Annotated in this window: 19 protein-coding genes; 7 read left to right on the forward strand and 12 right to left on the reverse strand. The window is 70.5% G+C overall.

All coding sequences use genetic code 11. From position 1 onward, the window contains the following. Nucleotides 1–113: 113 nt before the first annotated feature. A complete protein-coding gene (locus ACFRCG_RS23185) occupies nt 114–998 on the forward strand; it encodes an SAM-dependent methyltransferase (protein ID WP_380034274.1) in 885 nt (294 codons plus the stop codon). 98 nt (nt 999–1,096) lie between these two features. Beyond that, nucleotides 1,097–1,717 carry a rhomboid family intramembrane serine protease gene (locus tag ACFRCG_RS23190; RefSeq protein WP_380034276.1) on the forward strand — a complete coding sequence of 207 codons (621 nt, stop codon included), beginning with the start codon at nt 1,097–1,099 and terminating at the stop codon, nt 1,715–1,717. Nucleotides 1,718–1,821: 104 nt separating this feature from the next. Here ACFRCG_RS23190 and ACFRCG_RS23195 read toward each other — a convergent pair whose 3' ends face one another. Beyond that, on the reverse strand, nt 1,822–3,639 hold the full coding sequence (locus tag ACFRCG_RS23195) for an amidohydrolase family protein (RefSeq protein ID WP_380034277.1): 1,818 nt from the start codon (nt 3,637–3,639) through the stop codon (nt 1,822–1,824). 105 nt (nt 3,640–3,744) lie between these two features. Here ACFRCG_RS23195 and ACFRCG_RS23200 point away from each other — a divergent pair, with 105 nt between their 5' ends. After that, entirely contained in the window at nt 3,745–4,647 is a 903-nt protein-coding gene (locus ACFRCG_RS23200) for an IclR family transcriptional regulator (protein ID WP_380034279.1), read from the forward strand. A 53-nt stretch (nt 4,648–4,700) separates the two neighbouring features. On the opposite strand, the gene ACFRCG_RS23205 is transcribed toward ACFRCG_RS23200, so the two are convergent. The 3 genes from ACFRCG_RS23205 to ACFRCG_RS23215 form a co-directional block, all read right to left on the reverse strand. Next, complete coding sequence (locus tag ACFRCG_RS23205) at nt 4,701–5,138, reverse strand: PLD nuclease N-terminal domain-containing protein (protein WP_380034281.1); 438 nt, start codon at nt 5,136–5,138, stop codon at nt 4,701–4,703. A gap of 91 nt (nt 5,139–5,229) precedes the next feature. Continuing rightward, nucleotides 5,230–6,867 carry a DUF4139 domain-containing protein gene (locus ACFRCG_RS23210; protein ID WP_380034283.1) on the reverse strand — a complete coding sequence of 546 codons (1,638 nt, stop codon included), beginning with the start codon at nt 6,865–6,867 and terminating at the stop codon, nt 5,230–5,232. A gap of 1 nt (nt 6,868) precedes the next feature. After that, nucleotides 6,869–8,905 carry a DUF4139 domain-containing protein gene (locus ACFRCG_RS23215; RefSeq protein ID WP_380034284.1) on the reverse strand — a complete coding sequence of 679 codons (2,037 nt, stop codon included), beginning with the start codon at nt 8,903–8,905 and terminating at the stop codon, nt 6,869–6,871. 179 nt (nt 8,906–9,084) lie between these two features. Between ACFRCG_RS23215 and ACFRCG_RS23220 the strand changes: the two genes are divergently transcribed. Both ACFRCG_RS23220 and mqnP read left to right on the forward strand, forming a co-directional pair. Beyond that, entirely contained in the window at nt 9,085–10,536 is a 1,452-nt protein-coding gene (locus tag ACFRCG_RS23220; protein WP_380034286.1) for a menaquinone biosynthesis decarboxylase, read from the forward strand. Continuing rightward, nucleotides 10,515–11,447, forward strand: a complete 933-nt coding sequence (gene mqnP / locus ACFRCG_RS23225; protein ID WP_380034288.1) for a menaquinone biosynthesis prenyltransferase MqnP — start codon at nt 10,515–10,517, stop codon at nt 11,445–11,447. Before ACFRCG_RS23220 ends, mqnP begins: the two co-directional genes overlap by 22 nt. 48 nt (nt 11,448–11,495) lie before the next feature. Here the strand turns inward: mqnP and ACFRCG_RS23230 are convergent, their stop codons facing one another. The 7 genes from ACFRCG_RS23230 to ACFRCG_RS23260 all read right to left on the reverse strand — a co-directional run bounded on the left by ACFRCG_RS23230 (nt 11,496) and on the right by ACFRCG_RS23260 (nt 18,335). Continuing rightward, nucleotides 11,496–12,599 carry a ferritin-like domain-containing protein gene (locus tag ACFRCG_RS23230; protein WP_380034290.1) on the reverse strand — a complete coding sequence of 368 codons (1,104 nt, stop codon included), beginning with the start codon at nt 12,597–12,599 and terminating at the stop codon, nt 11,496–11,498. A gap of 40 nt (nt 12,600–12,639) precedes the next feature. Further along, nucleotides 12,640–13,875, reverse strand: coding sequence for an acyl-CoA dehydrogenase family protein (locus ACFRCG_RS23235; RefSeq protein WP_380034292.1), 1,236 nt, complete (start codon nt 13,873–13,875; stop codon nt 12,640–12,642). A 15-nt stretch (nt 13,876–13,890) separates the two neighbouring features. Beyond that, nucleotides 13,891–14,937 carry a methyltransferase gene (locus ACFRCG_RS23240; protein ID WP_380034293.1) on the reverse strand — a complete coding sequence of 349 codons (1,047 nt, stop codon included), beginning with the start codon at nt 14,935–14,937 and terminating at the stop codon, nt 13,891–13,893. A 4-nt stretch (nt 14,938–14,941) separates the two neighbouring features. Further along, entirely contained in the window at nt 14,942–15,670 is a 729-nt protein-coding gene (locus ACFRCG_RS23245; protein WP_380034295.1) for a hypothetical protein, read from the reverse strand. An 18-nt stretch (nt 15,671–15,688) separates the two neighbouring features. Beyond that, nucleotides 15,689–16,357: an iron-containing redox enzyme family protein gene (locus ACFRCG_RS23250; RefSeq protein WP_380034297.1), complete on the reverse strand. Its 669-nt coding sequence runs from the start codon at nt 16,355–16,357 to the stop codon at nt 15,689–15,691. A gap of 140 nt (nt 16,358–16,497) precedes the next feature. Further along, complete coding sequence (locus ACFRCG_RS23255) at nt 16,498–16,944, reverse strand: PaaI family thioesterase (RefSeq protein ID WP_380034299.1); 447 nt, start codon at nt 16,942–16,944, stop codon at nt 16,498–16,500. A gap of 410 nt (nt 16,945–17,354) precedes the next feature. Continuing rightward, complete coding sequence (locus ACFRCG_RS23260) at nt 17,355–18,335, reverse strand: hypothetical protein (RefSeq protein ID WP_380034300.1); 981 nt, start codon at nt 18,333–18,335, stop codon at nt 17,355–17,357. 171 nt (nt 18,336–18,506) lie between these two features. Here ACFRCG_RS23260 and ACFRCG_RS23265 point away from each other — a divergent pair, with 171 nt between their 5' ends. Further along, nucleotides 18,507–19,172: a UbiX family flavin prenyltransferase gene (locus ACFRCG_RS23265; RefSeq protein ID WP_380034301.1), complete on the forward strand. Its 666-nt coding sequence runs from the start codon at nt 18,507–18,509 to the stop codon at nt 19,170–19,172. Nucleotides 19,173–19,269: 97 nt separating this feature from the next. Here ACFRCG_RS23265 and ACFRCG_RS23270 read toward each other — a convergent pair whose 3' ends face one another. Next, on the reverse strand, nt 19,270–19,404 hold the full coding sequence (locus ACFRCG_RS23270; protein ID WP_380034303.1) for a hypothetical protein: 135 nt from the start codon (nt 19,402–19,404) through the stop codon (nt 19,270–19,272). A gap of 180 nt (nt 19,405–19,584) precedes the next feature. Between ACFRCG_RS23270 and ACFRCG_RS23275 the strand changes: the two genes are divergently transcribed. Then, on the forward strand, nt 19,585–20,043 hold the full coding sequence (locus ACFRCG_RS23275) for an Lrp/AsnC family transcriptional regulator (protein ID WP_026219445.1): 459 nt from the start codon (nt 19,585–19,587) through the stop codon (nt 20,041–20,043). Nucleotides 20,044–20,087: the final 44 nt, after the last annotated feature.

Below are 20,087 nucleotides of genomic sequence, written 5' to 3' on the forward strand. Positions count from 1 at the left end.
CCGTCGCCCCCGGTCGGGGCGACGGGGCGGACCCGTCTCGGTGTTCGCCGGGCCTTGGGAACTGGCCGATTTCGTCGGTGTCCGGGTGGTCACACAGCGCTATGGTGGCGACCATGGCAGTGGACGAATACCCGGAAAGTGCCCAAGCCGCTCCCACCCCCGAGGAAGTCGGCGCCTCCTACGACGAGTTCGGCGACCTGTACGGGCTCATCCTCGGCGACGCCGCCATCCACGTGGGCATGTGGGTGACGCCGGGCGCACGCAATCGCGCCGCCGGCCTGACCGACCTGGCCAACCTCGCCATGGATCGGCAGACCGACCACTACATCGCCGCCCTGGACCTCGGGCCGGACGACCACCTGCTCGACATCGGCTGCGGCACCGGCGGCCCGGCCCTGCGGGCCGCGCGCGCGACTGGGGCCCGGGTCACCGGCATCACCGTCAGCGGCTCCCAGGTGGAACTGTGCCGGGCCCGCGCGGACGAGGCGGGACTCGCCGACCGGGTGGGCTTCGCCCTCGCCGACGCGATGGATCTCGGCAAGGAGTACGAGGACGAGTCGTACGACGCCGCCTGGGCCATCGACTCGTTCGCCCACATGGAGAACCGCCTCGCCGTGCTGCGCCAGGCGTGGCGCGTACTGCGCCCCGGCGGACGGCTGTTGTTCACCGAGTTCACCAAGCGCGGCGAGCCGACCCCGGAACACCTGGCCGTATGGCGCGCGGTGTGGACGTCCCCGCCGCCCCAGACACCCGCGGCCCTGCTCGAACGCGTCACCACCGAGGCCGGATTCCACCTCGAACGCCTCGAGAACCACACCGACAGCTTCGTGGTCACCGGCGACCTGATGGACATCTTCTACCGCGAGCACCACGAGCGGATCCTGGCCCGATACGGCGCGGAGACGACCGCGAACATGGACGCGGCGATGCCGAAGCTCCGCGAGCTGATCAACGAATACATGGGCTACTTCGTCTTCGTGGTCCGCAAGCCGAACTGACGCGGGCGGCCGACCCGCCCGCCCATCACCGCGCTCGTCGCGCGTGCCTCCTATCCTGGCCCGGGGGCGGTATCACTCACCGCCGGGGAGGGTGGAGCATGTCATCCCGCATATCCATATCGGGAGTTCGCGACGCGGTCGTGATCACCGGCGTGCTGATCGGCGCCATCTGGGTGGTCCAGATGATCAACTACGCGACCGACGACTCGCTGCTGACACACGGGGTGACACCGCGGCGGGCGGACGAACTGCCCGACATCCTCACCGCGCCGTTCCTGCACTTCGGGACCGGGCACATCGTGTCCAACACGTTTCCGCTGATGCTGCTCGGCTTCCTGGCCGCGCTGCGGGGAGTCGCCCGGTTCCTGACCGTGCTCCTCGTGATCACGGTGGTCGGCGGGCTGGGGGTGTGGCTCACCTCGCCGTCGGGATCGAACTCGGCGGGCGCGAGCATCCTGGTCTTCGGCCTGTTCGGGTACCTGGTCGTGCGCGGCTTCGCCGATCGGCGGGTGCTCGACGTGCTGATCGGTTTCGCGGTAGTGGCCCTGTACGGCAGCTCGTTCGCGATCGGACTCCTCCCGCTCGCGGAGGGCGTCTCGTGGCAGGGCCACCTGTTCGGCCTGATCGGCGGAGTGCTCGCCGCGGTGACGCTACGCCGCCGCCCCACCGACCGCCGCGACCCGCCGCGACCCTCCCTCGACGGCCTGCCGACCATCTGACCGACCACCACCGACGCGAGCAACCCCGCGGAACCCCGCTCGGGCGGGCCGTCCTGACCCGCCCGACGCTCGGCCTCTGTCCCATAAGGTCCGCCGGGTGTGGGTCAGCGGGCGCCGCGGATGAGGCGGCCTGGGCGGGCGCCGGTGTCTTGGCCGTTGCGGCGGGTTATTTCGCCGGCGACGATCGTGGCTACGTAGCCTGTGGCCTTTTGGAGCATGCGGCCGCCGCCGGCCGGGAGGTCGTGGACCATGCGGGGGCGGTGCAGGGTGAGGGTGTCCGGGTCGATCACGTTCAGGTCGGCACGTTTGCCCTCGGCGATCACACCCCGGTCGGTCAGGCCGTACAGCGCGGCGGTGTCCATCGTCTGCTTGCGGACCAGGAACTCCAGCGGCAGCCGCTCGCCGCGCGTGCGGTCGCGGGCCCAGTGGGTGAGCAGGAACGTGGGCTGGGACGCGTCGCAGATCATCGAGCAGTGCGCGCCGCCGTCGGCCAGGCCGAACACGCTCGCCGGGTGGGTCAACATCTCCCGGATCGCCTCGTGGTCGCCGTCGGAGTAGTTGAACATCGGCACCATCAGCGTGGTCCGCGCGTCGTCGGCCAGTTGCAGGTCGTACAGCGTCGCCAACGGCTCCTCGCCGCGGGCCCGCGCGATCGCGGCCACGGTGCGGTCCGGCAGCGGCTCGTAGTCCGGGACCGGGTCCATCGGATACATCCGGTCCAGCATGTACTGCATCGCCAGGTTGACCGAGTCGCCGGGGATGTTCGGGTCGCTGGGCAGGTCCGTCTCGGCCAGGATCGCCGCCTTGACCTCGGGCCGGGCCAGCGCGGCCGCGAACGCCGCGTCGTCCAGCTCGCCCGCCAGGCGCCGGTCGTCCAGCGCCCGGAAGGTCGGTCGTTTGCTGAACGCGTTGCGCGTGCCGAAGCCGGTCAGCATCCCGAACGGGCGCCCCGCGATCTGCGGATGCAGTCGCGCGCCCGCCTCGTTCGCCGCCTGCGACTCGGCCATCAGCTCGCGCCACAACCCCGGCGCCGCGTTCACCTGGAGCAGCGCGAACGACACCGGCATGCCGATCTCGGCGGCGAGTCGGCGCATCCAGGCCACCTCGGAGGCGGGCTTGACGATGTCCTCGCCGGACGAGCCGGTCGGCGCCAGTTCGAACACGGCCCGCCCGCCCGCGGCCATCGCCCGGCCCAGGCCGAAGAGTTCGTCCTCCGTGGCGAAGGTGCCCGGCACCGGCTCGCCGCCCATCGCCTTGTGCGCGACGGTGCGCGAGGTGGAAAAGCCCAGCGCGCCGGCCTCGATCGCCTCGGTGACGATCGCCGCCATCGCCGCGATGTCCTCGGCCGTGGCCGGCTCGTTGCGCGCGCCCCGCTCGCCCATCGCGTACGCCCGGACCGCGCCGTGCGCGACCTGGACGCCGATGTCGGCGGCGAAGGTACGCCGCTCCAGCACGTCCAGGTATTCGGGGAACGTCTCCCAGCCCCACGTCATGCCCTCGGCCAGCGCGGTGCCGGGGATGTCCTCGACGCCCTCCATCAACCGGATCAGCCAGTCCTCGCGACCCGGCCGCACCGGGGCGAATCCGACCCCGCAGTTCCCGGAGACCACCGTGGTCACCCCGTGCGAGGTGGACGGGTCGAGCACCTCGTCCCAGGTGGCCTGGCCGTCGTAGTGGGTGTGGATGTCCACGAAGCCCGGCGTGACCAGCCGGCCTGCCGCGTCGATCGTCTCGGTCGCGGTGCCGTCCAGGGCCGGATCGGGGCCGTCGTGCCGACGCACCGCGACGATCAGTCCGTCCCGGATCCCGATGTCGCCGGCGAACCGATCCGCGCCGGTGCCGTCGACGATCGTGGCGTTGACGATCTTGAGGTCGTAGACGGGGGTCCCGACGTCGTGCACAGGAGTTTCGAGGTCGTTCACAGCAGCCTCCCCGGTAAGGTGGCCAGACCGTACGGCTGCGCACTGTGCGAGTCAAGATGCGCATTATGCGAAAAGATCACGGGTTGAATCCGGTATGGTCCCGCCATGGCCCCACGCCCCTCGCCGCAGACCGACCGACTCGTCTCGCTGATCGACGCGATCGCCGAACGGCCCGCCGAGGGGCTGACCCTGTCCGAGATCGCCCGGCATCTCGCGGTGACCCCCGCGACCTGCCATCCGATGCTGGCGAGCCTGACCTCGCTGGGCTGGCTGATCCGCCACCCCACCCGGCGCACCTACCGGCTCGGCCCGGCCCTGGTCGCGGTCGGGCGCGCCGCCGCGCGCGGACTCGGCGTGCTCGACGTGGCCCGGCCGGTGATGCGCCGGTTGCGCGACGAGACCGGGCTGACCTGCTTCGCGATGACCCCCGGGGAGCGGCACGTGGCCATCGCGGAGGTGGTGCGCGCGCCGGGCGCGGAGCCGCACCGGCCGCACATCGGCGCCCAGGCCCCGATCACCCCGCCGCTGGGCATCGGCTACGTGCCCTGGGCCGACGAGCAGACGGTCCGCCGCTGGCTGGACGAGGCCGACGATCCCACCGCGCGGGCTCGGATGGAGCACGCCATCGACAACGCGCGGCGCGCCGGGTTCGCGATCGAACTGGTCACCGACGTGGAGACCCGACTGGGCGAGACGCTGGGCGAGTTGGACGAGCATCTGGAGGGGCTGGACACGCTCGGCGCGGGCGCGTCGGCGGCCCGGCTGCGCACCCTGCTCGAGGAGATCGCGGCGGAGATCGGCGGCTCCGACGGCGGACAGATCGACGAGCTGGAGGCCGATCGGGACTACCGGGTGGGCGCGATCAGCGCGCCGGTGCACGCCCCGGACGGCGACCTCGTACTGATCCTGAGCCTGCGCGGCTTCGCGCCGCGCACCGACGGCCGCACCCTGGAGCGCACCGGCCGACTGCTCGCGGACGCGGCGGCCGAGGTGGCCGCCGCGCTGTGAAAACGCGAGCGCCGACCGAGATCACGGTCGGCGCTCGCGTGACACGGCGCGGGTCAGTCCTTGTCCTTCGCGCGCCCTTCCGGGTTGTCCTGGTCGGGGCTGCGCAGGTCGTCCTCGCGGTGCTTGAGGTCTTCCTCCCAGCGCCGCAACATCTCGTCCTCGTCGGTGCCGGGCTTGGGCGTGTCGGCCGCCTTGCGGTCGCCCTTGGACAACGACGCCAGGAACTCGGGGTCGTCGTCGGGGGCCCTCTGCGGACCCCGGCCCCGGCCCGCGAACCGGCCGCCCCCGGAGCCGGAGACGTACTCGCTCTTGGGCCGGCCGGCGACGAACCAGCCGATCGGACCGATGAAGACCGGCCAGAAGAACAACAGGATGAAGACCCATGCGATCTTGGGCAGGCTGCGGACCTTGCGTTCATCGGTGGTCAGACAGTCGATGAACGCGTAGATCCCGACGGCCAGGGGCAGCAGCAACAGCAGAACCCTGATCATGTGGCGGTCTCCCAGGCAGGTACTCGGCGCTCGGTACTCGGACGCGTCTCCCATCCAGCGTAAACGGTCGACCCCATGAACACCGGATCGCTCACAACCCGGTGACCTTGCCCGACGCGTGCAGCTCGTACACCAGCGTCAACCGCCGCCGCTCGCCGGCCGACAGCGCCACGTCGTAGCGCACGATCCCCTGGTCGTCGACCGCGTCGGGGGCCGGCTCCGACAGGTCGCGGCGCACCTTGACCTCGACCGCCGACACCTCCGACACCGGCACCCGCTCGCGCAGCACCACCGTCCCGGGCGCCTCGGCACCCGGCGCCGCGATGTGCGAGACGAAGACGGTCACGGTGCGGGTGATCACCGTGCGCCCGGTGAGCGCCGCCGTGTTGCGCGACTCGGTGACCTCGCGGACCACCCGGAAGTCGTCCTCGCTCCCGAACGGCAACCGCACCTCCTCGCCCGGCGCGGCGAAGTCGAGCTGCCCGCGTCCGACGTAGCCGCTGCCGCGCACCAGCTCCACCGGACCCGCGAGCAGCACGTGCCCCGCGTCGTTGGCGAACCGCACGACCTGGCTCACGTACTCCGACAACTCCGGCGCGCACGCGGCCTCGGGCGTGCAGTCGGCGGAGAACGTGGTCAGCCGGACCCGATGCGGCCGGCCGTCGCCGGGTACCTCCACCGGCCCGGGCGCGGCCAGTACCCGGACCTCGCCGCCGTCGTCCACGCCGGGCAACTCGGCGGTGCCCGAGGAACCGGCCGCGACCTTGCCGACCGCGGCGATGTCCTCCTCGCGCAGGTCCACCTCGACCTGCTTCTTCTCCTCCTGGGTGCGCTCGCGCAGGGTGAGCCGGTCCTCGACCAGGCTCGGCGGCCGCGCGGCCAGGGTCGGCCGCGCGGTGGACAGGGACAGCGCGACCCCGGACCAGTCCTCGCCGGTGCGCTGCCAGACCATGGCGTCGCACTCCAGCTCGATCGAGCCGCGGTCGGGAGCCAGCGTCGCGCGGTAGGCGGGCCGCCACAGCGCGCAGGGCACCAAGTGCGTCACGCGCAGCTCGGCCGAACCCGCGCGGTCCGCGTCGACGACCACCTCGACGGTGGCGGTCAGCTCCTCCGGCGCGCGCTCGGCGAGGTCGAGGGCCGCCTGCGCGTCGCGGGAGCGGCGGGCCAGCGCGCTCTTGTCCTCGGTCAGCGCGTGCAGGTCGGCGAACCGCTGCTCGGCCTCGGCGGAGAGCCGGTCGAGTTCGCCGGCCCAGCGCTGCGGATCGGTGGTCCCGTAGCCGGTGTGCTCGACGATCTCCCGGCGCAACTCGTGCTCGGCCTGCGTGATCAGCGCGAGTCGGCCGCGCAACCTCTCCTCGCGGCGGGTCAGTTCGATGTTCTTGGTGCTCAACTCGTGGACGAGTCGGCGCAGTTCGGAGGCGTCCGGGCCCGGGCCGTTCGCGGGTTCGGGGGTGTACGTGCGCAGCACCCGCGCGTCGATCGCAGTCGCGGTTCCGTCGTCGGCGATCACCTCGGCGCGCAACGACCGGTCCACCGCGAGGGGGGTCACCGGCCCGATCAGGACCCGCTGTACCCCCTCGGTCAGGCCGATCCGGCCGGAGCGGGTCACCTGGGCCCGGTCCTCCAGACAGGTCACCGCGGTGATCGGCAACGTCTCCGGCTTGGGCTCCGCCGGCGTGCCCTGAGCCCGTGTCGGTCGCGTCGTAGGTCGAGCCGTCGGTTGCGTCATCTCAAACCCTCCTGTTGCCGCCGACCACGGCCTTCGCCGCCGGGATCCGGATCTCGTAGCCGCCGGTCAGGTTCACGCGCTCGCCCGGGGCGAGTTCGACGTGCCACACCCGCGCGCCGGCGACGTGTCGTCCGTCGCGCAGTTCGGTGTCCTCGACCCAGCGCGGGGCGCCGTCGTGCTCCTCGATCCGCACGTCCTTGTCGTCGGTGACCGGGACCCGCTCCAGGATGTCGAGCCGGATCGGCCGGGCGAGGTGGTTGACCGCCTCCACCTCGATGCGGTGGTCGAGGACGACGGTGCCGCCGCGCAGGCCCGCGGTCGACTCGCGCATGTGCGCGTTGCGCGAGACCTGCACACTCTCCACCACGCCCACCCCGACCCGCTCGCGCGCACCCGGCGCCAGCGTCGGCAGCGGCACGGTCATCAGGAACTCGCCCGCCACCGACACGTCGGCCGGCCCCGCGAGCAGCGCGTGGGGGGAGGCGTTGGCGAGGACGACGGTGCCGAACACCGCGTCGTCCAGGGCGGGCACACAGACGAACTCGGGGTCGAGGCCGATCTCGATCTCGCACACCGGGATGGTGTGCCACGCGCCGTCCGCCGCCACCTCGGCCGGGGCCGCGGTGTCGAAGCGGTAGTCGAACGACCCGGCCGCGTCGCGCGGCGCGAGCGCATGCTCGGGCAGCGTGAGCCGGGTGACCTCGTCGGCGCGCCGGCGGTACTCCGCCGCCACGCCGCCCTGTCCGGACGCCGCGGCGCGCAACCGACCCCGGTCCTGCGGTTCGTCGTCGGCGCCGCGCAGTTCGAGCGCGGCGTAGTCGAGCAGGTCGGCGCCCGGCTCGGTCGGGACCGGCGGGGCTTCGTCGGCGTCGACGAAGCGCGCGTCGACCTCGGCCGTGGGCGCGAAACCGGACTCCTGGAACGCGGCGAAGCCGGCGCCCCCGTACGCGTCGCCCTCGGCCGCCGCGGCCGAGGCACCGCGGCGGAAGCGGCTGCGCGTGGCGGGGCGGGCGGCGGCCGGCGGGGGCGGGCCGGCGAAGCCGCCGGGCGCGATCGGCGCGGCCAGGGGCGTCGGGGCGGGCGGCGGCGCGGCCCGGTACACGATCCGGTCCTCGTCCTCCATGAGTTCGCTCGGCACGGCCCCTCCGGCCGCCGCCGCGGGTACGCCGTACGTCGGCCGCGGCCGCTCGGACCGACTCGCGTCGTAGCCCGCGAACAGGTCGGCCAGGCCGGTCGGCGGCTCGCGCCACCCCGCGTGCGCGGGCGCGCTCTGCCGCCGGCCCAGCCGCAGCGACTTGAGCTCGGGCAGGTCGGAACCGCGGGCCAGGTCGGCGGTGGACAGCCCGAGCCGCACGTCGGACCAGTCCTCGCCGGTGCGCTGCGCGACGCAGGCCCGCATCACCAGCGTGCCGCCGGTCATCGCCTCGTCCAGGCGCAGTTGGTACATCGGCGCCCAGCGCGCGCCGGGCACGTGGTACTCCACCGCGAGTTCGACCGGGCCGGCCCCGCCGGTGTGCTCCAGGGTGACCACGGCGGTCCCGGACGCCTGGGCCCGCTCGGTCCGCGCGGCACCCGACCCGGCGTTGAGCCGGAAGCGGTACACGTTCACGTCGCGCATCGCCTCGCGGATCTCCGCGTCGCAGGCGGTGATCCGCTCGTGCAGCACCGCCGACCGCTCGTCGGCGAAAGCGGCCAGCTCCAACAGCGCGGATACCGGCGCGGTGCGCGGCGGGTCGCCGCGGCGCACGGGCGGCGTCACCGGCTCCAGGCCGGCGATCCGGCCCAGTTCGGCGTCCAGCCGGGCCCGCCGCTCACGCAACGCCCGCAGCCGCGACTCGGCGGCCTCCAGGTCACGCAGTACGTCCGGCAGATCCGCGTCGTCGACCAACTCGACGTCGACCACGGGCCGTACGTCGGTGACCCGTACGCCCGCACCGCCCCCGACCACGCGCGCCCGCAACCGGTCGCCGTACGCGGTCAACGGAAAGCCGGTCACCCGCACCCGTACCGGCCCCGACGCCTCCGCCGGCAGGTCCACCTCGCAATTTCGTACACATACCGCCCCGACGGCGTGAACGACCACCGAACGCAATTCCGAAGCGACCGTGAGCATGTACCCCTCCCTGCCCGTCCCTGCCCGGCACGAAGGCACCAACGTAGCCCGAGCGGGCGGGTGCGCGTGCGGGTCCGGCGAGTCCGTATCGGATACTGGCACGCATGGCATACGGGACCTTGCGCGCTTTCCTGAAGGCACTGGAGAAGCGCGGTGACCTCAAGCGCGTGCGCGCCGAGGTCGATCCACATCTCGAGGTCGGCGAGATCACCGATCGAGTGAACAAGGCCAAGGGCCCGGCGCTGCTCTTCGAGAACGTCAAGGGCAGTTCGATGCCGCTGGCGATGAACGTCTACGGCACCGACGAGCGCATGCTGATGGCGCTCGGGCTGAAGAGCTACGACGAGTTGTCGGAGAAGATCGGCGGCCTGCTCAAGCCCGAACTGCCGCAGGGTTTCGGCGGGATCCGCGAGGCGTTCGGCAAGCTCGGCGCGGTCGCGCACATCCCGCCGAAGAAGATCAAGGACGCGCCGTGCCAGCAGGTGGTCCACAAGGGCGACGAGGTCGACCTGGACACCATCCCGGCGCTGTTCACCTGGCCCGAGGACGGCGGTTCGTTCTACAACCTGGGCCTGACCCACACCAAGGACCCCGACACGGGCGTGCGCAACCTGGGGCTGTACCGCCTCCAGCGGCACGACAAGCGCACCATCGGGATGCACTGGCAGATCCACAAGGACAGCCGCAACCACTACCAGGTGGCCGCCAAGCGCGGTGAGCGGCTGCCGGTGGCGATCGCGTTCGGGTGTCCGCCGGCGGTGACGTACGCGTCCACCGCGCCGCTGCCCGGGGACATCGACGAGTACCTGTTCGCCGGCTTCATCGGCGGCAAGCGGATCGAGATGGTCGACTGCGTGAGCGTGCCGCTCCAGGTCCCGGCCGAGGCCGAGGTGGTGCTCGAAGGCTGGTTGACCCCGGGCGAGATGTTGCCCGAGGGCCCGTTCGGCGACCACACCGGCTTCTACACCCCGCAGGAGCCGTTCCCGGCGCTGACCATCGACTGCGTCACGATGCGCGAAAAGCCGCTGCTCCAGTCGATCGTGGTGGGCCGGCCGCCGACCGAGGACGGGCCGCTGGGCAAGGCGACCGAGCGGTTCTTCCTGCCGCTGCTCAAGATCATCGTGCCGGACATCGTGGACTACGACCTGCCCGAGGCGGGCGGCTTCCACAACTGCGCGATCGTCTCGATCGACAAGAAGTACCCCAAGCACGCGCAGAAGGTGATGAGCGCCATCTGGGGCGCGCACATGATGTCGCTGACCAAGCTGATCGTGGTGGTGGACGCCGACTGCGACGTGCACGACTACCACGAGGTCGCGTGGCGGGCGTTCGGCAACACCGACTACGCGCGCGACCTGATGCTGGTCGAGGGGCCCGTGGACCACCTCGACCACGCGTCTTATCAACAGTTCTGGGGCGGCAAGGCGGGCATCGACGCGACCCGCAAGCTGCCCGAGGAGGGCTACACCCGCGACGGCGGCTGGCCGGAGATGGTCGTGTCGGATCCGGAGACCGCCGCCAAGGTGACCCGCCGATGGAAGGAATACGGGCTGTGACGTCCGCCGCTCTACCCGCTCCCGGAGCACCGTCGGAGGTCGGCCGGGTCAAGGCGTTCCTTCGTCTGGTGCTGATCGAGCACTCGGTGTTCGCGTTGCCGTTCGCCTACATCGCGGCCTTCACCGCGATGTACGAGACCAACGAACGCCTGCACTACTGGGAGCTGTTCCTGGTCACCGTGGCGATGGTCGGGCTGCGCACGTTCGCGATGGCCTGCAACCGGATCATCGACCGGGAGATCGACGCGCGCAATCCGCGCACCGCCACGCGGGAGTTGGTCACCGGCGCGGTCTCGGTACGCACCGCGTGGGTCGGCGCGCTGGTCGCGCTGTTCTTCTACCTGTTGGCCGCCGCGCTGCTGAATCCGCTGTGCCTGGTGCTCGCGCCGGTGGCGGTGATCCCGATGGTGATCTATCCGTACGGCAAACGTTTCACCAACGTCCCGCACGCGATCCTGGGCATCGCGCAGGCGATCGGCCCGGTCGGCGCGTGGTTGGCGATCACCGGCTCGTGGTCGTGGGAGGCGGTGGTCCTGGGCCTGGCGGTGGGCACCTGGATCGGCGGCTTCGACCTGATCTTCGGCTGCCAGGACGTCGCCGCCGACCGCGCGCACGGCGTCAAGAGCGTGCCGGCCAAGTGGGGCATCGCCGCCGCGTTGAACGCCTCCAAGATCAGCCACGTGGTGACCACGGTGCTGTTCGTCTGGTTCGGCGCCCTCACCGGCGCGGGCTTCTTCTGGTGGCTGGGCCTGCTGATCGTGGCGGCGGCCTTCGTCTACGAACACAGCCTGCTCAAGCCGAACGACCTGAGCAAGCTCAACCGGGCCTTCTTCACCACGAACGGCTTCATCGGCATCGCCCTGTTCGTCTGCGCCCTGCTGGACCTGGGCGTCCGCGGCCTGCGCCCGTAGCCCGAGGCGGCGGCCCGGCGAGCATTCGCGGACACCGCGCCCGCGCCGCTACTCCGCGCCCAGTTCCATCGCCGCGTCGACCTCCGCCTTGCGGGTGGCGAGGTCGGCGGCGGCTCGGGCCGCGTCGTATTGGTCGGCGATTTCCTCGTCCTGGCGCATCAGGGCCAGGAGGTCGGACTTGGCGTGGTCCAGGACGCCCATGGACTCGTATGCGGAGCGCACGCCGTCGCCCCACAGGCCGATGTCGCGGACCACCGGCACGATGCGGCTGAACAGGTGCGAGCGGTAGAGGTGGAACATCTCCGACGACTCGACGCACTCCATACACTCGTCGACCGGCATGTCCAGCGTCTCGAACACCTCGCGGCCGGTGAAGCGGTCACGCATCAGCAGGCTGCCCTCGATCACGAACTCCTCGCGCTCGGCCCGCTCGCGGTCGGTCAGTTCGCGGTAGTAGTCCTTGAGCGCGAGGCGGCCGAACGCCACGTGCCGGGCCTCGTCCTGCATCACGTAGGCGAGCAGGTGCTTGACCAGCGGCGCGGTGGCCAGGTCCCGGTACAGGCCGAAGGCCGCGAGCGCGAGGCCCTCGATCAGTACCTGCATGCCGAGGTAGGGCAGGTCCCAGCGGCTGTCCTCCAGCGACTCGGCCAGCAGCTTGGCCAGGTCCTGGTTGACCGGGTAGTACATGCCGATCTTCTCGTGCACGAAGCGGCCGAACAGCTCCACGTGGCGCGCCTCGTCCATGGTCTGCGTCGCGGCGTAGAACTTGGAGTCCATGTCCGGCACCGACTGCACGATCCGCGCGGAGACGGTCAGCGCCCCCTGCTCGCCGTGCAGGAACTGGCTGAACAGCCAGGAGCCCTGGTGCCGGTCCACCTCGTCGCGGTCGCGCTGCGACATCCGGCCCCACAGGTCGGAGCCGTGCAGCGGGTTGAACTCGTCGGGCAGGCCGGCCACGTTGATCGGGTCGATCTCCAGGTCCCAATCGATCCGGTCCCGGGCGTCCCACTGCTTGTCCTTGCCCTTCTGGTACAGCGCGAGCAGCCGCTCCCGACCCCCGTCGTATTCCCAGGAGAAGCGGGCGGACCCGGCCATCGGCACGTTCCAGGTGTCGGCGGACACCGGGGTGGAGTAGAGCGGGAACGACGTCACGACAGTCCCTTCGTGGTCGGATCGGTGGTCGGGTCCACGGTCAGATCAACCCCTCGGCCGCCAGGGGGTTCCTGGTCAGGGCCCGCTCGACGCCCAGCCACATCGCGCCCGCCATCTCCATGATCTTGGGCTGGCCCATCAGGTGCTGGCTGATCGTGGTGAGGTCGCGCAGCCGGCGCTCGATCGGGCAACCACGGTAGATCGAGGCGCTGCCGACCACGTCGGACAACACGCCGGCGGCGTCGCGGCAGGTCCGGATGGTGTGCATGTAGCCGCCGACCAGGGCCGCGCGCAGCCGCAACGACGGTTCGGTGCCCTGCTCCAGCGCCGACCACAGCTCGCCCAGTACGTCGTACAGGTGGCTGCGCGCCGCGCCGACCATGGCGTGCGCCTGGGCGACGCCGGTCCGGACCCGGGGGTCCTCCCGGGCCGGGCGCATCTCGGGCACCGCGATCTTGTCGGCCAGCAGATCCTCGGCCGCCTCGAGCGCCGCCCGGGCGATGCCGAGCGGCACCCCGGGGAGGTTGGCGAAGAACATGCCGGGCCAGGCGTACAGGACCCCCTCACGGCGGCGTTCGCGCAGGTCGCGGAAGCGGAAGGTCTGCTCGGCCGGGACGAAGACGTCGTCGATCCGGTAGTCGTGGCTGCCGCTGCCCGCCAGGCCGGTGGTGTACCAGGTGTCCAGGATCTCGAACTGCTCGGCGCGCAGCAGGGCGACCCGGGCCTCGGGCCGGCCGTCGTCGGTGTGCGCGGGGGCGCCGTCCTCGTACACGATCGCGCCGCCGATGATCACGTCGGCGTGGGTGCAGCCGCTGCCGAACTGCCAGCGGCCGGTGAGGCGATAGCCGCCCCCGACGCGGTGGAGCCGACCGGCCGGCACGATCCAGCCCGCGGTGATCGTGTCCAGGTCGGGGTAGAGCTTGCGGCCCACGGCGTCGTCCAGCGCGGAGCTGTAGTAGCCGCCGTCCGAGCCGATCATGGCGCACCACCCGGCCGCGCCGTCGGCCGCGGACAACTCCTCCACGATCCGGGTCTGGGTACGGATGTCCACCTCGGGCCCGCCCCACGCCCGGGGCATCGGCATGCGGAACACCCCGGTCGAGCGCAGCGCGTCGACGGCCCGCGGGGTGAGCCGGCGCCCCCGCTCGTTCGCGTCGGCCTCCTCGCGCAACACCGGGGCCACGGCCCGGGCGTTGGCCAGGATCGTGGCACCGTCGACAGGCCTGCCGTCGACGGAGCCGTCGTCGAGCCCGGTCGGGTCGGTCGTGCGGGACATGAACGATCCCCCTTCTCAGTCTCGGGCCGGAGTCGCTTCGATCACCCGGAAGTCGAAGCGGGGGAGTGTGGTGATCCGGGTCGTCGCGAAGCCCGTCGTGTGCAACAGGCGCCGAAACTCCTCCTCGGTACGCTCGCGACCACCGGTGGCGACCAGCATGTGCAGATCCAGCAGGAGCGCGGCGGCCTCGGACCGGCTGCCGGGGGTGACCGTCTCGGGCAGCGCGCGCTCCAGCAGGAACACCCGGCCCGCCGGGGGGATCACCGAGCGGATGTTGCGCAGGATGGCGCCGGCTTCCTTGTCGTCCCAGTCGTGCAGGATCTGCTTGAGCAGATAGGCGTCGCAGCCCGAGGGCACCGCGTCGAAGAAGTCCCCGCTCACCACCCGCGCCCGGGCCGCCACCCCGGCGGCGGCGAGCGTGTCGGCGGTGGCGGCCAGACCGGTGGGCACGTCGAACACCACACCCTCGACCTCGGGATGGGTCCGCAACACCTGCGCGACGAGGGTGCCGTCGCCGCCGCCGAGGTCGGCCACGGTACGAAACCGCCCCAGGTCCGCGGCGGCGATCGCCTCGGGCGCCACGTCGCGGGTGTGCTCGGCCATGGCCAGGTTGAACGTCTCGGCGGCGTCGGGATGGGCCGCGTAGTACTCGGTCCACCCCATGCCGTGGGCCAGCTCCCACGGCGGCTCGCCGGTACGCACGCCGGCGACCAACTCGCCCCAGCTGCTCCAGACTTCGGGGCCGCACATCATCCGCATCAGCCCGCGGATCGAGTCCGGCGCGTCGGTGCGCAGCGGTTGCCCCAGCTCGGCCAGCTCGAAGCGGTCCGCGCCGACCGGGGTCAGTACCCCCACCCCGGCCAGGGCCAGCAGCAGGCGGTGCAGGGACGGACCGTGCGCGCCGACGCGTTCGGCCAACTCGGCGCTGCTCCGCGGCCCTTCGGCCAGCAGGTCGGGGATGCCCAACTCGGCCGCCGCGTGGACCGCCTTGCCGGCCAGCACCTGCACGATCATCGCGCCGAGCCGGGCCGCGGGCTGCGGTTTCCGCCCGCCTTCGCGCACGGCGTCAGCCTCCGAGCGCATCGGTCGGGCACAACGTCGATTCGGCCACGTCGGCGGCGATTTTCTTCATGGTGACCTTCCGATGGAAATAGTGGTAGCTCCGGGAGACCGCGTAATCGACGTGTTCTTTCCGGTCGGTCATGAAGTAGGTGACGTAGTCGCAGATGGTCTCGTCGCCCAAGAGATGCAGGGGCGTGTGACGCACCGGAATCGTCCCGAAGTCCACGAACATGGGCAGGATTTCGTGTCGAATCAGCCCGGCGACGTAGTCGAAGCCCTTGGCATGGGAAAGCAGCGCACAGTTGCGCATGATGATGCCGAGCAGGAGGTCGCCCTTGAAGGAGTGTTCGATGGCGACATTGTTGACCTCGATGATCCGTCGGCCCGCGGCTCCCGGTATCACCTCGTGATAGATCGAGTCCGGCGCGGCCGGGGTCAACCTGAAGATGGCCGCCATGCGGCCGTCGAAGGTGACCTTGTAACAACTCGACGCCACTCCGGGAAGGAATTTATCGCGATAGATGCCGAGCGGCTTGAGCGCCTTCTCCAGGAATTCGCGGTATTCTTCGCGCTCCTGGGTATCGGTGATCATGCAGGTCTGGTACTTCCGCACCTCGGCAAGGACGGATTCGTCCTTCGGCGCGGCCACGAACGTCACCGGTGAGGCCGCCATCGCATGGTCGGTCGGAATGCCGTCGTCCTCGGGCCGCCGCTCTTCCCGTATGCTCCTCATCCCGTCGGATCCTCGACTCTAGGACGCGAGGGGAGTGGTCAGCACATCGTCGAACATCCGACTGTAGTAGTGGATCGTCATCCTCCTTCCCTGGATGACGTCGGCCATGTCGGAATCCTTCACCAACAACTCGTTCACCGCGCGCTTCACGTCTTCGATGTGCTTGGCGTCGAATCCGCCGTGGCTCTTGATGAAGGTCACCTGATTACGTTCGAGGCCGTACCGGTCCCGGAGCACCTGCGCCATGGCCTTGCCCAGTTCCGCGCCGAGGCCCTCGGTCAGGCTGGCCACGCCGAGGATGCCCACGGGGTTGCCGTACGTCGCCATGTAGTAGTTCTGCGAGACCAGCCCCCAGGACCCGGGCTTCGGCGGCACGGCGAGCACCCGCGCCACGTCCTCGCCGAGGTTCCGCAGGTCGTTCATACAGAATTGGTCGTGATTGTTCTCTTCCTGGACCTGCTCGAAGAACCAGTCGCGCAAGTCCCGGTAGTCGTCGCCGAGTCGCGCGCCGGCCAGCGACAACATCCGCGAGGTGTGTCGCACCATGTGGTACGTCTCGCGCAGGTAGCTCACGTAATGCTCGCGTTTCATCCCGCCCCCGAGCACGAGCTCGATCAGCCCGTTCTTTTCGATCGAGGCCTTGTAGTCCTCTTCCGTCGCGGCGAGCAGGTCGTCGAAGTTGCTCATGAGCGGTGCTCCATTCGTTCCGGCGGGCTGACGGACGGTGGTGGCGACAATCCGGCCGAGGCGGGGCTCGACCGCGGTGCGAGAGCGATGACGAAAAGCGGAACCGGGAGCGGGAAGGGAAACGGGAACGGGTATGGGAACTAACGGGTTTTCGCCGGCGGCTTCGGGAAGGGGAGCAGCCGGTAGGTGCCGATTGCCCGGGCCAGGATCCGGCCCTCCGTATCGGTCAGCCTCGCCTCCAGAAAGGCCGAGCTGTTGCCCCGCGAGGTGATCTGTCCCGTACCCAGGATCCGACCCACGGAAATCGGTTTCACGAAGTCGGTGGACAGGGAGACGGTGACCGGCATGAACTCCGCGTCGGTGAGTCCGACGATGGCCGAACCCATACACTCGTCGAGCATGGCGACAATGAATCCGCCGTGCACGTTGCCGGCCGGGTTGGTGAACTCGGGCAGGGCGGTGAAGGAAAGGTGGATCGAATCCGATTTCTTGTCGAGTTCGAGCAGCGTCCAGTCGACGAGAGCGGCGACCTGCGGCAGATCCCCCAGGCGATCGAAAACGGTCTCTTCGACGTTCGTATTCGGCACCGGCGATTCTTCTTTCCTCGATTTTGCCGGACATTTCGCGGCTCGACTCGAGCGGCTCGCCCTTGCGTCCGACCCATGAACATTCGGCCGCGCTTGTCAGCATGGTGACGTCGGAGGGCGAATGTCAACCACTCCGGCAAGATCATGCGAGAGCGACGGGCGATTAGCACCCGACCGGGTGAAGGCAAAATGGACCGGCGGCCAAGATCGCGAATGGAGATCACATATCGGCCGCCGGACCATCGAGTCGTGGGCCTTCGATCCGGCCGATTCCCGCGCACCCGCGCCCGGCATACGGGCGCCGGCGTACGCCTCCCGACCCCGAACGCGACCCGGCCGCCCCGCGCGATGCGGGACGGCCGAGGAAGTGCGTTCGCGCCGGGATCGCGCGGGATCGAACGGGCCCGGGTTCAGGCGGCCTTGTCGTCGCCGAACAGGCCACCGCCGAAGGACTTCAGCAGGCCGTTCAGGTCGATCGTCTCACCGGCCGGGGGCGCCTTGGGCGAGACGCCGCCGGAGAGCTTGGAGTACTTGAGGTCGATGGTCACCTCGTTGGTGCCGTCGCCCTTGTCGTCGGCGGTCACCCGCACCGGGAACGGTGTGCCGTTGGCCGCCACGTAGATCGTGGTGACCGCGCCGTCCGCGTCCTTCACGATCAGCGGGATCGTCTTGACCCCGTTGATGTCGGTGATCGGGCCCTTGGTCGGCTTCGGCTTGTCGGTCGGGTCGGACGAGTCGGAGCCCGAGTCGGAGTCCGAGCCGAACAGCGAACCCGAGCCCGGCTTCGAGCCGAAGAGGTTGTCGAGTGAGGGAGTGCCGCCGCCCTTCAGCAGGTCCTGGCCGAACCTGCTCGCGTCGGTGTCGCCGAACTTGACATATTTGCCCTCGACCAGCTTGGCGGCCTCGGTGAACATCGTGTCGAATTGTCCTCCCAGGTCCTTGTCACCGCGGGAGGAGGAACCCGACTTGCCGGACGGGGATGCCGCCTCGGCCCGCTTGCCCAGGTCGACGACGGTCTGGATGGTGCCGGGCGCGAGCCGGACGTAGAACGCCTTGTCGACCGCGATCAGGTCGAGCGCCTTGCCCTGGATGGTCACCTTGCCCTCGGCCCGGTTCTCGGTACCGATGCGCAGGTCCACGCCCACCGGCGCGTCGTAGATCTTCCCGGTTCCCTCGATGTGCAGGTTCGTGAGGTCCTTGTAGCCGTTCTCGGCCTGCTTGGACAACGCTTCCACGCTCAGGCCCTCGTTCGAGGGGCCCTTCGGATCGAGGGCGTTGCCGCCGGCAGCAACGGATTCGAAGGGGTCTCCCGAGGACGACTCGCCACAACCGGCGGCGAGCAGGACCAGGGGAACGGTCAGGGCCGCGGCGGATATCCGGATCGGACGCACAGTTGAACTCCCGGTCGAGGAACGATCGATGGCATCACGAAGGATGCCTACCCGCATGGTAGGCAGCTTCGTCCGGCCGATTGCGCCACGGGTGGCGCGTCGGGGCCGAACCGCGCGAGCCACACCCCTCCCCTGCGGGAGTCGCCGACCCCGCGACGCGACAATGGGGGCATGGACGCGGAGCACAGCAATAGGGGAGAACGACGCCCGTGGCTCGTCGGTGTGTCGGGAGCCTCCGGTACGCCGTACGCCGCCGCGGTGTTGCGCGCGCTGCTCGACGCCGGGGAGGCGGTGGACCTCGTGGTCAGCCGGGCCGCCCGGTTGACCCTGCTCGACGAGACCGGCATCGCGTTCCGGGACGCGCACTGGCGCGACGACCTCACCGCGTGGACCAAACTCGACGGGGCCGCGCTCGACCGGGTCCGCTACTGGTCGGCCGGCGACCTGGGCGCGGGACCGGCGAGCGGTTCGTACCCGGCCAAGGGCATGGTCGTGGTCCCGGCCAGCACAGCCTCGGTCGCGGGCATCGCCATCGGCCTGTCCAAGGACCTGCTCCAGCGCGCCGCCGACGTCACGCTCAAGGAGCGCCGTCCGCTGGTGGTGGTGCCGCGCGAGACCCCGCTGACCGGTACCACGCTGCGCCACCTGGTCCGCCTCGACGACGCCGGCGCGGTGATCCTGCCGGCGTCGCCGGCCTTCTACGCGGGTGCGCAGGACGTACAGCGCCTGGTCGACTTCGTCGCGGGCAAGGTGCTGGACGTGCTCGGCGTCCACCACGACCTGTACCGGCGCTGGGACGGCGAACTCGGCGGCGCCAGACGCGAGGCGACCGGATGAGCCGACGCGTTGCCCCACGACCACAGCCCTTCCACAACCAAAAAGGCCCCCGTGAGAACGGGAGCCTTGGCGGGTCGTGCCGGATCTGCCGAGGTGATCAGCGACCGGTCTTGCGGCGGCCGACCAGACGCCTCACACGCTCGAGCGTGCTCGACGGCTGGGTGGCTCGTGAGCGTTCCGCGATCTCATGCAGTTCCTGCATATGGGCGCGGGCCATCTCCAGGGTGTACACGGTGTCGTCTCCCAACGAATCGTCATCAGAGGCTTGTGGCTTCCGATGCCTTTGATTCTAAGGGTTAGAATCAAAACCGTCCAATGAATTACAGGCATGACGAGGGTTTGTGCCTGCGTCATGTAGTAGTCCCCTGGCGGACCCCCGGTGGACACCATCGAATACCTGGAGGAAACGGACATGGATGCCGTCGACCGCAAGCTGATCCAGGCGCTGCGCGGCAACGGACGAGCCTCGTACGCCGAACTGGGCCGACTGGTGGGCCTGTCCGGACCGAGCGTCACCGATCGCATCAACCGCCTCGAACAGGCCGGCGTGATCACCGGCTACCGCGCCTCGGTCGACCCGGTCTCGCTCGGCCTGGGCGTGACCGCGCTGATCGGGATCCAGCTCTCCGACGCGGCCGACCACGACGACGTCAGCCGCCGACTGCGCGACCTGGACGAGATCGAGGACTGCTGGTTCATCGCCGGCGACGACTCCTTCATGCTCAAGGTCCGGGTCTCGGACATGGAGGGCCTGGAGAACGTGGTCCGCCGCCTGTCCGGCACACGCGGAGTGGCCCGCACCCGAACCACCGTGGTGCTCTCCACCAAATGGGAGTACCGCGCCGCCGAACTGCCCGAACCCACCGAATAGTCGCACCCCGACCGGCATCCGAGTGGCCGTCGACGTGCCCTCGT

The organism is Embleya sp. NPDC056575 (assembly GCF_042793325.1).
Classification (GTDB): domain Bacteria; phylum Actinomycetota; class Actinomycetes; order Streptomycetales; family Streptomycetaceae; genus Embleya.